Annotated in this window: 13 protein-coding genes and 1 tRNA gene; 6 read left to right on the top strand and 8 right to left on the bottom strand. The window is 68.1% G+C overall.

Annotation, left to right across the window (positions count from 1 at the left end):
• Window positions 1-25: 25 nt before the first annotated feature.
• Window positions 26-403, bottom strand: coding sequence for a recombinase family protein (locus DFO65_RS08280; RefSeq protein WP_113903965.1), 378 nt, complete (start codon window positions 401-403; stop codon window positions 26-28).
• Between the two features lie 179 nt (window positions 404-582).
• Between DFO65_RS08280 and DFO65_RS08275 the strand changes: the two genes are divergently transcribed.
• Window positions 583-1539, top strand: coding sequence for an integrase core domain-containing protein (locus tag DFO65_RS08275; protein WP_113903964.1), 957 nt, complete (start codon window positions 583-585; stop codon window positions 1537-1539).
• Between the two features lie 186 nt (window positions 1540-1725).
• On the opposite strand, the gene DFO65_RS08270 is transcribed toward DFO65_RS08275, so the two are convergent.
• A tRNA-Ala gene (locus DFO65_RS08270) sits at window positions 1726-1798 on the bottom strand.
• A 222-nt stretch (window positions 1799-2020) separates the two neighbouring features.
• On the opposite strand from DFO65_RS08270, the gene DFO65_RS08265 reads away from it, so the two are divergent.
• The 4 genes from DFO65_RS08265 to DFO65_RS08250 all read left to right on the top strand — a co-directional run bounded on the left by DFO65_RS08265 (window position 2021) and on the right by DFO65_RS08250 (window position 5267).
• Window positions 2021-2590: a dihydrofolate reductase family protein gene (locus DFO65_RS08265; protein WP_113904243.1), complete on the top strand. Its 570-nt coding sequence runs from the start codon at window positions 2021-2023 to the stop codon at window positions 2588-2590.
• A 6-nt stretch (window positions 2591-2596) separates the two neighbouring features.
• Complete coding sequence (locus DFO65_RS08260) at window positions 2597-3202, top strand: TetR/AcrR family transcriptional regulator (protein WP_113903963.1); 606 nt, start codon at window positions 2597-2599, stop codon at window positions 3200-3202.
• 95 nt (window positions 3203-3297) lie between these two features.
• Window positions 3298-4506: an NAD(P)/FAD-dependent oxidoreductase gene (locus DFO65_RS08255; RefSeq protein WP_113903962.1), complete on the top strand. Its 1209-nt coding sequence runs from the start codon at window positions 3298-3300 to the stop codon at window positions 4504-4506.
• An 11-nt stretch (window positions 4507-4517) separates the two neighbouring features.
• Window positions 4518-5267, top strand: a complete 750-nt coding sequence (locus tag DFO65_RS08250) for an alpha-ketoglutarate-dependent dioxygenase AlkB (protein ID WP_113903961.1) — start codon at window positions 4518-4520, stop codon at window positions 5265-5267.
• Window positions 5268-5355: 88 nt separating this feature from the next.
• Here DFO65_RS08250 and DFO65_RS08245 read toward each other — a convergent pair whose 3' ends face one another.
• Genes DFO65_RS08245 through DFO65_RS08220 form a run of 6 tightly spaced genes read right to left on the bottom strand, consistent with a single transcriptional unit; the run spans window position 5356 to window position 11392 of the window.
• Window positions 5356-5763 carry a cation:proton antiporter gene (locus tag DFO65_RS08245; protein ID WP_113903960.1) on the bottom strand — a complete coding sequence of 136 codons (408 nt, stop codon included), beginning with the start codon at window positions 5761-5763 and terminating at the stop codon, window positions 5356-5358.
• On the bottom strand, window positions 5763-6023 hold the full coding sequence (locus tag DFO65_RS08240) for a transporter (RefSeq protein WP_113903959.1): 261 nt from the start codon (window positions 6021-6023) through the stop codon (window positions 5763-5765). The genes DFO65_RS08245 and DFO65_RS08240 overlap by 1 nt, the downstream gene beginning before the upstream one ends.
• Complete coding sequence (locus DFO65_RS08235) at window positions 6020-6484, bottom strand: Na+/H+ antiporter subunit E (protein ID WP_245940554.1); 465 nt, start codon at window positions 6482-6484, stop codon at window positions 6020-6022. The genes DFO65_RS08240 and DFO65_RS08235 overlap by 4 nt, the downstream gene beginning before the upstream one ends.
• Entirely contained in the window at window positions 6481-7998 is a 1518-nt protein-coding gene (locus tag DFO65_RS08230) for a monovalent cation/H+ antiporter subunit D family protein (protein ID WP_113903958.1), read from the bottom strand. The genes DFO65_RS08235 and DFO65_RS08230 overlap by 4 nt, the downstream gene beginning before the upstream one ends.
• Window positions 7995-8327, bottom strand: coding sequence for a sodium:proton antiporter (locus DFO65_RS08225; RefSeq protein WP_113903957.1), 333 nt, complete (start codon window positions 8325-8327; stop codon window positions 7995-7997). Before DFO65_RS08225 ends, DFO65_RS08230 begins: the two co-directional genes overlap by 4 nt.
• Window positions 8324-11392 (bottom strand): DUF4040 family protein, encoded by a 3069-nt coding sequence (locus DFO65_RS08220; RefSeq protein WP_113903956.1) that lies wholly within the window; start codon window positions 11390-11392, stop codon window positions 8324-8326. The genes DFO65_RS08225 and DFO65_RS08220 overlap by 4 nt, the downstream gene beginning before the upstream one ends.
• 108 nt (window positions 11393-11500) lie before the next feature.
• Between DFO65_RS08220 and DFO65_RS08215 the strand changes: the two genes are divergently transcribed.
• Window positions 11501-12643 (top strand): glycosyltransferase family 4 protein, encoded by a 1143-nt coding sequence (locus DFO65_RS08215; protein ID WP_113903955.1) that lies wholly within the window; start codon window positions 11501-11503, stop codon window positions 12641-12643.
• Window positions 12644-12653 lie beyond the last annotated feature (10 nt).

The following is a 12653-nucleotide window of genomic DNA, read 5'->3' as shown; positions in this document are numbered from 1 at the left end:
AGCGAATACTTGTGCGAACTTGCGTTTATCCGTCTTTAGGGTGGTTGACTTTGGCGTATACCTGCATAGCTCCGAGCAAGAGCGAGTCGTAGGTGCCGTTCGTCGCGCATTCCTTCGTGACGTGGATGTCGACGCCCGCGTCGTGAAGGCGCTGCACGACGGCGAATTGGTCGGTGATGCGGCTGCCGAGGCGGGCGAGGTCGGTGACGATCACCACGCCGACATCATCGTGGTCGGCGGCGTCGATCACTGCGTCAAGTCCGACGCCCGTGCGGCCGATGTCGAAGAAGGTGTCGGTGACGGTCAGGTCGTGTTCGGCGGCGTATCGGCGACAGTCGGCTTCCTGGTCGTCCAGCCAGGTGGGGTTTTCCGTCTCGCTACGGCGGAAGAGCACGGTCTTCATGCTGCGCCTCCCACCCTCGCCAGCTCCCGCTCGGCAGGCGCGTGATCTGCCCGAGCGGCGCGGTTTTCTACGCGGCGGAGAACGTGCTCGCGGGTACGGACATGGACCAGGCGGATGAGGCTCAAGGGTCCGAGCCAGAGCATCTTGAGGGCGTTGTACGCGAACAGGAACTCGAGTAGGTGCAGGCCGCCGGAGGCATCCTGCTCGATGGCGTTCGTCAGGTGAATCCCTACTATCAGAGCACCGTCACCTTCCGCGACGTGACCTACCCCGGCACGCACGATTCGCTCGTTACGCCGGAGACGTTCGATCAGGTGCAGACCATCCTGCGGCAGAACCACGTCGTTGGCGACAAGCCCAGAAGTACGACCACTACCTCAAAGGCTCGATCAACTGCCCCTGCGGGAAGCGGCTCATGTTCGAGCGGCCGCGGAACCATCAGGGCGTCGCCTACGACTACTTCACTTGACGATCACTCCCGCAAACTCCTCCACATCAGCCCCCACTCCCGAGTCACCGGGCCCATCGTCGTCGACATGTTCATCACCACCATGGACGAGTACGGGCCACCCGCCGCGACTCTGACCGACAACGGCATGGTCTCTCCCCCGCAAGCGGGAGGTGCCCCCTCGACTCGTCTGGCTAGTGGTAAGGACGGCACCCACGCCCAACCGAACGGGTTCGAACACCTCCTCGCTGACCTGCATATCGAGCAGAAGAACGGCAGACCCAACCACCCCACCACCCAGGAAAAGATCGAACGCTTCCACCAGACACTGAAGAGATGGCTGACCGGTGACGGGCGCGTCGACTCTCTCGAGGAACTCGCAACCCAACTCCTTAAGTTCCGGCACGTCTACAACACGCAACGACCTCACCGAGCGATCGGTCGGCGCACCCCCGACGCCGCCTACGCAGCACTGCCCAAGGCGGGACCCGTCATCGACCTCGACAGCCGGATCTGGCGGATCCGCTACGACAGAGTCGATGGTGATGGGAAAGTCTCGTTGCGGTTCGCCGGATGCATGCGGCATCTAGGGATCGGTCGGGCCTGGGCGCGCAAAGAGGTTCTCGTCCTGGTCCACGGCAACGACACCATGTTCATCGACCGAGCGGCGGGAGAGATCATCGCCTAACACACCATCGATCCCGGGAAGGGGTACCAAGCGAAGAAACGAGAGGGAACGATGTCGTGAGACATCACCGGAACGATGACGCGAGACAGGCGGAAGAAAACCGGAACGATGTCGCGAGACATACCGGTCCGGAAATGAGAAATGTGCCGCGATATCGTAGGAACGATGTCGCGACACATCACAACGTGGAGCTAAGGGGAATCGAACCCCTGACCTCTTCATTGCGAACGAAGCGCTCTACCAACTGAGCTATAGCCCCTGACCGACATCACTCTACGCCGGAGCACGGGGGAATTTCAAAACCGCTGTGTCCCCGGAGAATCCACGGCGCCCCGGGCCTCAGGGGGTTCCCATCCGACCAGTGACACCGGCGGCTTTCCGGTCTATGCTATCTCGTACCACCATGTACGAGATCGGACTGATCGGCCCGACCGCACCATTCCCTCCTCCCGCCCCCACCTCCGCGAAGGACCGAACGACCATGAGACAGCTGCGGTACTCGATCAACGTCACCCTCGATGGCTGCTGCCATCACGAGGCGGGTCTCCCGCCGGACGAGGAGTCGATGCGCCACTGGACAGCCGAGATGGAGCGCGCCGGTGCTCTGCTCTTCGGGCGCGTGACCTACGAGATGATGGAGGCGGCGTGGCGGAGGCCCGCCTCCGGCGTCTGGCCCGACTGGATGAGCGAATGGGAGCAGCCCTTCGCCGAGGCGATCGACCGGGCGGAGAAGCACGTCGTGTCGAGCACGCTGACCAAGGCGGATTGGAACGCCGATCTGGTCACGGGCGACCTCGGCCCCGCGATCGAACGCCTCAAGGCCGAACCCGGCGACGACCTGTGGGTCGGAGGCGTCACGCTCCCCCGGGCGCTGGCCGACCTCGGCCTCATCGACGAGTACGAGTTCGTCGTCCAGCCCGTCCTCGCCGGCTCCGGCCCCACACTCATGGCCGGACTGCGGGAACGCATCGAGCTCGAACTCGTCGACCGCCATGAGCTGCGCTCGGGAGCCCTCGTCCTGCGATTCAGACCGACGTCCAGGGAGCGGTGAGGCAGCTTGGGCGAACCAGGAACGGCCGCCCGCCCAGGGCGCAGGCGGGCTGATGCGCAGCGCAATCGCCTCGCGATCCTCGCGGCGACCCCGATCGCGCTGCGGAGGAACCCCGACGCCTCGATCGCCGACATCGCCGCCGAGGCGGGTGTGGGCCGGATGACGCTGTACGGGCACTTCCCGACCCGGGCCGAGCTCATCGAGGCGGCCGTCGTCGACACTCTCGACCGCGGCGACGAGGTCCTCTCCGCGGTCCCTCTCGACGGTGAGCCCTCGGAGGCCCTCACCCGGCTCATCGCCTCGAGCTGGACGCTCATCGAGCAGGCGCGCGGACTGCTCGCGGCCGCCCAGAAGGAGCTCTCGGCCGGACGCATCCGGGACCTCCATGAGAAGGCCGAGGACCGGATGCGCGCCCTGCTCCAACGCGGGCAGGGCGAAGGCGCGTTCCGCACCGATCTGCCGCTGCACTGGCTGCTCGCCACGGCCCACACCGTGATGAATGCCGCCGCTGAGGAGATCTCGGCGGGCCGCCTCGATCCCTCCCGCGCCGCCCACCACATCGATGCCGTCCTCCAGCCGGCGTTCGCCCCTCCACGCGAGAACCGCCGCTGACCCGCCTCGGCGATGTCACCTGGCGACACTCGTTTGACTCGCCCACGACCGGCGGTCCAGTCTTGGGGGAAACCATCGATATGGAGGCACGTGCAATGGCGCAGGAATTCGGGACAGTGGTCATCGGAGCGGGAATCGGCGGCGGCCACGTCGTCAAGGAGCTCCGAGAGCAGGGCTATGACAAGCCGATCGCCCTCGTCGGCTCCGAATCGCTGCCGCCCTACCACCGCCCGGACCTGTCGAAGAAGGTGCTCGTCGAGGGCGCCGACACCACCGAACTCGGCCTCGAGGAAGAGGGCTGGTACGCCGAACACGACATCACCACGTACTTCGGTACCGACGCCACCGGAATCGACGCGGCGGCCCACACGGTCGAGCTCGGCAGCGGGGAGACGCTGCGCTACGAGAAGCTCGTCCTCGCCACCGGCTCGGTCCCCCACGCCCTCGACCTGCCCGGCGCCGCCCTCGACAACGTCATCACCCTTCGCGACGCCGACGACGCCGAGGCCATCCGCGCCCGCTTCGCCGAGGGGGCGAACGTCGTCATCATCGGCGGCGGCTGGATCGGGCTCGAGGTCGCTGCGGCCGCCAAGGTCAACGGCTGCACCGTCACCGTTCTGCTCCGGTCCACTCCCCCGCTGCGGGCCGCCCTCGGTGAGGAGATCGGCCAGTACTTCGCCGACCTCCACGCGAGGAACGGCGTCGTCTTCCGCACCGACGCGACGACCACCGGGTTTTCCGGAGCCGGAACCGTGTCCGGGGTCGAGACGGACAACGGGTCGATCCCCGCCGATCTCGTCGTCATCGGCATCGGCGCCGCCCCCGCGACGTCCCTCGCCGAGGCGGCCGGACTGACCGTCGACGACGGCGTCGTCGTCGACGAGCACCTCGTCACCAGCGACCCGGACATCCTCGCCATCGGCGACATCGCCGATGCCCCCAACACCCTCCTCGGCCGGCGGTTGCGGGTCGAGCACTGGGACAACGCGGTGCGACAGGCGGCGGTCGCCGCGGCGACCATCCGCGGTCACCAGCGCAGCTATGACTGGCAGCCATACTTCTACACCGACCAGTTCGACCTCGGCATGGAGTACGTCGGCACGTCCGCACCCGACGACGACGTCGTCATCCGCGGCGAGAAGTCGAGCGGCGAGTTCATCGTGTTCTGGACGAGGGACGACACCGTCACCGCGGCGATGAACGTCAACATCTGGGACAGCTCGGACGAACTGCGGGCGCTCGTCGGGAAGTCCGTCCCCGCCTCACGACTGCAGGACACCTCGATCCCGGTCGGAGAGCTCTGAGGCCGGAGTGCATGGACGCGCTGTTCGCCGATGACGCCTTCGACCGTCGGCCCCGGGTGATCGCGCCCGGGGCCGTCTGGCTGCCCGGGTTCCTCGACGCGCAGGCCCAGTCCTGGCTCCTGCGCCGGGTCGAGGAGTGGCGGTCCGGGCCGGTCCCGCCCCACTCGACGCTCATCGCCGGGCACCCCATGAGCGTGCGGACGATCGGGCTGGGCTGGCACTGGCGACCCGGACGCTACGAGCGCCGTGCCGCCGACGTCAACGACGAACAGGTCCTGCCGTTCCCCGAATGGATGATGCGGCTGGGACGGAAGGTCGTCGCCTCCGCCGCCGAGGTTGTCGCCGGCAGTGCAGACGCCGCCGGCAGCCCAACCAGCGCCGTGGCAGGGCCGGCCGATCCTGCCGCATGGGGTCTCGACCCCACGGTCTACTCCCCCGATGTCGCGCTCGTCAACCACTACGACGCGCACGCGCGGATGGGCATGCACCAGGACCGGGACGAGGTCGATCCGGCCCCGGTCGTCTCCCTCTCACTCGGCGACACCGGGCTCTTCCGGTTCGGGAACACGAGGAGCCGCAACCGTCCCTTCGAGGACATCCGGCTCGCCTCCGGGGACGCCTTCGTCTTCGGCGGACCGGCCCGCTTCGCCTACCACGGGGTGAGGGGGATCGTCCCCGACACCGCACCGGAGGCGATCCGGGACCACCTCCTCGGCGGGGGCAGGATCAACATCACGATGCGCACGACCGGGCTGCGCTGAGCACCCCGCCCGCTCTGAGACCGAGCCCGACCTGAGACCCGGCTCGCCCTGAGCACCGAGCCTGCGCGGACGACCCTGCGGCGGACCGTCAGCCCTCGGCGACCCGCTGCGCGGGGTCGGCGTCGGGATCCTCGTCGATGACTCCGGCCGGCGGCGTGGCCAGCCGGTTGGGCGAGGTCTTGCGGTGGATGGGCTGACCGGAGAGCACGCTCGAGCGGGAGAGGGTGTTGCTCGCCACCGAGGACACGATGATCAGGCAGAGCACCGCGAGGACGGCGACGAACAGCGACGACCAGTCGAAGCCGCTGTCGTCGAGCGTCCACACATACGCCGCGACGACGATGAGCGGCATCCCCAGCCCCGTCGCGGGCGAGAACACATTGATGCGCGAGAGCGCGTCCCTGACCTTGAACATCGCCAGGGCGGAGCCGAGGACGAGCAGGGAGCCGGTGATCCCGAAGATCCCGACGAGCGTCGTGGCGAGGACGTCATTCATCAGCGGTACCCCCTCGTGAGGATCCGGGACAGGGCGATGGTGGCGAGGATGCCGACCATCGAGGACAGGAAGATCCCGTCGAGGACGATCGACGAGGAGACGTGCATGCCGATGAACGTGAGGATCCCGATCGACGAGAAGTAGATGAGGTCGCCGACGATCGCCCGCGATCCCATGTCCTTGGCCGTGAGCACGCGGACGAGGCCGACGACGATGGCGACGGCGAGGATGACAATGCAGATGGAGATGACGATGCTCATAACTGGTCCTCCTGGTCAACTGCGGCCCTCGTCCGCGCCGCCCGCTCCGTCTCGACGGCGTTCTCCGACTGCACGGAGCGCTCGACGCTGACGGCGGTGGGCGCCGCCGTCGCCGGCCCCCGGCCCCGGGTCATCGCGAGCAGTCGCGATTCCATGTCGTAGAGGCCCTCCAGTGCCGTCTCCTCCGACTCCTCGAACAGGGCGTGGACGAAGAGGACGGGAGGAGTCGTCGAGGTGCCCGCGGCGATCGCGGTCACCAAGGTGCCCGGGGTGATCGTGATCGACGAGGCGAAGAGGGTGACCTCGAGATCGGTGGCGCAGCGCAGGGGCACCTCGACGATCATCGGCTGGGCGTAGGGACGGCCAACCCGGAAGAGCCGGGTGATGATCGTCATCGACCCGGTGATGATCGCCCAGGTGATGTAGAGGACGTAGGAGATTCCGTGGAGGATCCGCATCATGGCTGGGTCACCGCCTCGACGTAGGCCCGGTGATCGAGGAGGCCGTCCGCGGCACGACCGGTGATCTCGAGCAGGATCTCGGGCTGGAGGAAGATCGCCACGGACAGCCCGATGAGGATCGTGCCAGGCACGAGCAGCTTCGCGGGCACCCGGACGTCCGGGGTGACCGGCACGGCCGGGGCACGCCCGGTCTCGGCCGAGTCGGGCCGGTAGGTCTGCATCGGATGGCCCCAGAAGGTGTTCCGCCACGTGCGCTGCAGGGCGAGCAGACTGACGAGCGAGCCGAGGACGATCGCGGCGACCAGCCACCAGCCGGCGGCCGACTGATCAGCGGTCGCGGCGGTGATCAGCCCGACCTTCCCCCACAGCCCCGAGGTCGGCGGCAGCCCGATGAGCGAGAACAGGCCGAGGATCATCAGCACCGTCGCCCACCTCTCCCGTCCGGCGAGCCCCGAGAGCTTCCGGAAGGACCCGGTGCCGTAGGTCTGCTCGACGGCGCCGATGACGAGGAGGAGCCCGCACATCGTGATCATGTGATGGATGAGGTAGAACGCTCCCGCGCTCAGCGCGGCCGAGGTCACGAGGGCGACGCCGAGGAGGATGTGGCCGACGCCCGCCGTCATCTGGAAGGCGAAGACGTTGCGGACCCGGTTCTGGCCGAACCCGGACAGCGAACCGAGGAGGATGCTGACCACGGCGAGGATGACGATGACCGCCGCCCAGGGGGCCGGCTCACCGTAGACGGTCGTGTAGACGCGGTAGATCGCGTAGAGGGCGACCTTGGAGTGCAGCCCGGTGAACAGGGCCATCATCCCCGCCGAGGTGTTCGGATAGCTGCGCACGAGCCAGCCGTGGAAGGGAGCGCCTCCGGCCTTGATGACGAGCGAGAGGAGGACGACGCCGATGGCCAACGCCCCCTGCCCGGTCGGAGTGCCCATCTGAGCGAGGAACGCGAGGTTGACCGTGCCGGTGGCCCCGTAGACGAAACCGACGCCGACGAGCAGGAACGTCGAGGTGAGCAGGTTGACGATGACGTACATGCGACCCACGCCGAGGCGGCGCCAGGTGCCGGTGACCGCGATGAGCGCGTAGGCGGGCAGGACCATGACCTCGATGAAGACGAAGTAGTTGAACAGGTCTCCCGTGAGCAGCGCCCCATAGACGCCGGTGAGCATCATGAGGATGAGGGCGGGCACGAAGCGGTACTGGTCCTCGCCGGTGCTGATGAGGAAGAGGCAGCTGACGAGCGCCGTCAGCGAGGTGAGCACCAGCATCAGGGCGGTGAAGGTGTCGGAGACGAACGGGATCGCCAGCCCCGGCACGAAGCCTCCCACGGAGTGGGCGATGACGGGGACGTCACGGTGGATGACGAGCAGCCACACTCCGCCGGCGCCGACGATCGCGGGGGCCGCGAGGAGCAGGACCCTGTCGACGGTCCGGGAGGTGATGAGCACGCTGAGCGCGGACGCCAGCAGCGGGATGCCGATGAGGAGGAGCAGGAACGCGGGATTCACGATTCGCGGACCTCCCCTGTCTCCGGTGCGCGCTTCTGGTCGTCGTCGTGGCCGAGCACGGCCAGGGCGAGCATGAAGATCGTCACCGCCAGCGTGATGACGATCGCGGTGAGGACGAACGCCTGCGGCAGCGGGTCGGCGGCCAGGGACTGGTCGCCGCGGTCGGACAGCGGCTCGACGCGCCAGGCGCTGACGCCGGCGGTGAGCAGGATGAAGTTCGCGGCGTGCGAGACCAGCGTGAGTCCGAAGACCGCGCGGACCATCGACCGCTGGAGCATGAGGTACACCCCACCCGCGGTGAGGACGCCGATCGTCAGGGCGAGGATCATCGCATCTCCTCCTGCTTCTCGGTCGGCTGGTCTCGGGCGGTTCGTGACGGCTCCGGCGGCGCATCCCCGTGGAGGATGTGCGAGGAGCGCCAGGTCACCTTCTCGTCCTTGACCCGCTCGCGCCTCGATGCACTCTGCGCGGGCCGCTCTCCGCGGATGGAGTCGAGGGGGCCCGAGAGCTCCCCGTAGAGCACCTCGTCGGCGCGTTCGCGGGTGAGCTCGACGTCCCGGTGGATGATCCCGTTGGTGAGGACGTCGTCGCCGGCCGGCGTCGCCGCGGAGTCGGAGACGCCGAGGAGGTTGAAGGAGAGCAGGATGAGGCCGAGTACCGCGAGATAGACGCCGACATCGAAGAGCATCGACGTGGTGAAGTGCTGGCCGAAGAGGTAGCCGTGGAGTGGTTCGAGGAACGACCCGGCGAGGACGAGGCCGATGAAGCCGGTGACGACGGCGATGGCCACTCCGCACCCGATGAGGTAGAGGGGGGCCCGGGGCCGTCCGATCGCCCGGTCCTTGGCCGTGGACATGTAGAGCAGTCCGATGACCGCCGAGCCGACGAGAGCGGCGATGAAGCCGCCCCCGGGCTCGTTGTGCCCACGCCAGAAGATCAGGGCCGAGGAGACGGCCAGCAGAGGGCCGAGCACCTTGATCGTCAGCTGCTGCGGGATGACGTTGGGCCAGGACTCGTGGACCGCGCGGTAGGCGGTGGTCCCCTTGGGGCGGATCGCGACCCACGCGCGCCTCGGCGGTTCCGGGATGTTCTCCGCCGGCGGATCGAGGAACTTGTCCTTGACCGTCGACATCACGGCGACGATCGCGATCCCCGCCATGCCGAGCACGGTGAGCTCGCCGAGGGTGTCCAGGGCGCGGAACTCGACGAGGATCGTGTTGACGATGTTGCTGCCCCCGCTGATGACCGGGGCCTCGTCGATGTAGTACATGGCGAGGTCGGAGCGCTCTCGGCGTCCGTTGAGGACGAAGGTGAGCAGGGTGACCGCCGCGCCGACGCAGACCGCGAAGATGATCCGCGTGCTCTGCACCCGCTTGGGATAGCGCCAGAACGAGCGTGGCAGCTTCTGGAGCACGAGCATGATGACGATGATCGTCATCGCCTCGACGAGCAGCTGCGTGAGCGTGACGTCGGGGGCGCCGAGCGCGAGTATCTGGACGGTCGCGAGGATCCCCACGGCCGACAGCGCCACGACCGTCGTCAGCCGCGAATGGGAGACGCAGACGACGAGCACGGCGATGGTGACGAGCACGAGCAGCACCGCGTCGATGGGCCGCGAGAGGTTCGACTGCTCGGGCGGCAGGTCGGCGGCGATCGCCGGCACCGAGGCGAAGGCGAGGACCGCCAGACCGCCGAGGGAGACCGCGACGTAGGGTCCTGCGTTGACGGGCCGGACGAACACCGACAGCCCCGTGCCGATGCGGCGCAGCCCGGCGTCGATGCCCGAGATGACGTCCGCGCCGTCGAACTTCGGCCTCGCCCGGTGGAAGAACGCGAACACCTTCGAGCGGTTGAGGATGATGACGACGCCGACGCCGATGATGAGCAGCGAGGCGATGAGCTCGGCGGTGAAGCCGTGCCACAGGGAGAGATGGACGTGGGAGGTCGGGTCCGGCACCGCCGCGGCGACCGCGCGGTCGAGCGGATGGTCGAAGACGCCGAGCAGGAAGCTCAGGGGCACCGAGGCGACGATGGGCAGTCCCGCGAAGATGAGCATGACCGCCGATCCGTGACCGAGATCGGCGCGCTCGACCGGCTTGCCGTCGATGAACGCTCCCCACACGCTCTTCGCGCAGTAGGCGAAGGTGAGCACCGAGGCGCCCGCCGCGACCGCCAGTGCCAGCCACCCGACCCACGGCGCTCCCGGCGCCGACAGCAGACCCGTGAAGATCGACTCCTTCGACACGAATCCGAACAGCGGCGGGATCCCAGCCATCGACGCGCAGCCGATGATCATCACCGCGAACGCCGCAGGGGCGACGCCGGCCAGCCGCGGGATGCGGGTGAGCTCCCGGGTGCCGGCGAGGTGGTCGACGACGCCGACCATCATGAACAGCCCGGACTTGAACAGGGCGTGGGCCATGACATGCAGCACCGCCGCGGCCAGGGCCGCTTCCGTTCCCACGCCGATCGCCGCCGTGATGAGCCCCAGCTGCGAGACCGTGGAGAAGGCCATGAGCTTCTTGAGGTCGAACTGGTTGAGGGCGAACCATCCGCCGAGGCAGGCGGTGACGAGGCCGGCGACGATGAGGATCGTGTTCCAGATCGCGACCTCGTGGAAGGCGGGTGAGAACCGGAGCATGAGGAAGATGCCGGCCTTGACCACCGCGGCGGCGTGGAGGTAGGCCGAGACCGGGGTCGCGGCGGCCATCGCATCCGGCAGCCAGGAGTGGAACGGGAACTGGGCCGACTTCGTCATCCCGGAGACGGCGACGAGGACCGCGACGAGTGTCGTGACCGTCGGCGACTGCGCCCAGACCGGCGACGCCAGGGCCTCCTGGAGGTTGGTCGTCCCGGTCGCGGCGATCGTCACGCCGGTGGCCACGAGGAGGGTGAGTCCGCCGATGAACGTCATGAGCATCGTCCGCAGTGCCGGGGCCTGTCCCGGTGAGCCCGAGCGGGCGATGAGGAAGAACGAGGCGAGCGAGGTCAGCTCCCAGCACACGAAGAGCACGAGCAGGTCATTGGTGAGCACGAGACCGACCATCGAGAACGTGAAGATCACCATCAGCCAGTAGAAGCTCGTGTTCGTCCCCTTCGGCAGATAGCCTGTCGAGTAGAAGAAGACGACGGCGCCGATGATCAGCGCGATGAAGGTGAAGACGACGCCGAGGCCGTCGGCGCGGAGCGCGAGGTCGACGCCGAGGGAAGGGATCCACTCGTAGGTCTGCTCGGGGGTGCCCCCGGCCATCACCTCGGCGGCGGTGGGAGTGAAGAGGCCGGCGACGGCGAGATAGGCGATTCCGAGCACCCAGCCGCTGGCGCGGCCCATGAGCATGGTGAGGAAGGGGGTGAGAGCGACGAGAGCGCCAAGTGCGATAATCGTTGCGATCACGACCGAAGCTCCCCGGCTTCAGACGCAGGTGCTGGTTGTCTCACTCACTGGCCCTTCGTCGCGACGTGCGCTGTCCATCGGATGTTCAGACTATCGATTCGGAGTTCCATGAGCAAAACCTCAGCCGCCTCACAGCACACGGGCCGGATCTCGGTCTTCTTCGACGCCCGGTTCACCCGCACGACCCATCATGACGGGATCTCCCGGTACGGATCGTGCCTGCTCGCGGCCCTGCTCGAGGCGACCCGGGAGGGTGGTCCGGATGCCGACATCGACGTCACCGCGATCATCTCCGACGAGGCGCAGCTCGACCTGCTGCCCGACTGCCGGTGGGTGAAGCTGACCGACCCGACTTCGCCGGCGGAGGTGGCGATCGCCGGGAAGCTCAACGCCCTCGGCGCCGACGTCGTGTTCTCGACGATGCAGGTGATGGGATCGACCGGCCGGAGGTACGGGCTCATCCTCACCGTCCACGACCTCATCTACTACTCGCACCCCACCCCTCCGGGCGACCTGCCCTGGATCCTGCGCCTGCTCTGGCGCCTCTACCATCTCAGCTTCGTCCCGCAGCGCCTCCTCCTCGACCGCGCCGACGCCGTCGCCGCGGTGAGCGCGACGACGCGGGATCTCATCGGCGACAATGCCCTCACCGTCAAGCCGGTGACCGTCGTGTCCAATGCCGCCGAGGTGGGGGTGGCCGGACCGCGCAGCGTCGACCGGCACGACGCGAGGTCGTTGGTCTACATGGGGGCGTTCCTGCCGTACAAGAACGTCGAGACGCTCATCCGCTCCCTCGAGCACCTGCCCGGCTGGACCCTGCATGTGGCCAGCCGGATCGAGGGCCGCCGGGAGGCGCAGCTGCGCGCGCTCATCCCCGACCGGGCCCGGGTCGTGTTCCACCGTGGTGTCAGCGAGGAGGAGTACGCGCGGCTGCTCGACGAGGCGACGGCCCTGGTCACGGCGTCGAAGGAGGAGGGCTTCGGCCTGCCCGTCATCGAGGCGATGGCCCAGGGCGTGCCGGTGGCCGTCTCCGACATCCCGATCTTCCACGAGATCGCCGGCGACGCGGCGGTCTACTTCGATCCCGACGATCCCGCCGCCGTCGCGCGGGCGATCACCGAGCTCACCGACCCCGAGACCTGGATGACGAGGTCGCGGGCGGGTCTCGAGCAGGCGCGGCGCTTCGACTGGGCGCAGTCCGCTCAGGCGCTCATCGGTCTCATCCGGTCCGTGCACGCCGGCCGTCGCTGAGGACGCCGTC

Source organism: Brevibacterium sanguinis (assembly GCF_003315415.1).
Taxonomy (GTDB): domain Bacteria; phylum Actinomycetota; class Actinomycetes; order Actinomycetales; family Brevibacteriaceae; genus Brevibacterium; species Brevibacterium celere_A.
The sequence above is the reverse complement of the archived record's forward strand: the minus strand, read 5'-3'. Positions and strand labels throughout refer to the sequence as shown.

Excerpts from the sequence above, each read along its gene's own strand:
- DFO65_RS08280 (WP_113903965.1), bottom strand. The coding sequence starts at position 403 with ATGAAGACCGTGCTCTTCCGCCGTAGCGAGACGGAAAACCCCACCTGG.
- DFO65_RS08265 (WP_113904243.1), top strand. The coding sequence starts at position 2,021 with ATGAGACAGCTGCGGTACTCGATCAACGTCACCCTCGATGGCTGCTGC.
- DFO65_RS08255 (WP_113903962.1), top strand. The coding sequence starts at position 3,298 with ATGGCGCAGGAATTCGGGACAGTGGTCATCGGAGCGGGAATCGGCGGC.
- DFO65_RS08250 (WP_113903961.1), top strand. The coding sequence starts at position 4,518 with ATGGACGCGCTGTTCGCCGATGACGCCTTCGACCGTCGGCCCCGGGTG.
- DFO65_RS08245 (WP_113903960.1), bottom strand. The coding sequence starts at position 5,763 with ATGAATGACGTCCTCGCCACGACGCTCGTCGGGATCTTCGGGATCACC.
- DFO65_RS08240 (WP_113903959.1), bottom strand. The coding sequence starts at position 6,023 with ATGAGCATCGTCATCTCCATCTGCATTGTCATCCTCGCCGTCGCCATC.
- DFO65_RS08235 (WP_245940554.1), bottom strand. The coding sequence starts at position 6,484 with ATGATGCGGATCCTCCACGGAATCTCCTACGTCCTCTACATCACCTGG.
- DFO65_RS08225 (WP_113903957.1), bottom strand. The coding sequence starts at position 8,327 with ATGATCCTCGCCCTGACGATCGGCGTCCTCACCGCGGGTGGGGTGTAC.
- DFO65_RS08215 (WP_113903955.1), top strand. The coding sequence starts at position 11,501 with ATGAGCAAAACCTCAGCCGCCTCACAGCACACGGGCCGGATCTCGGTC.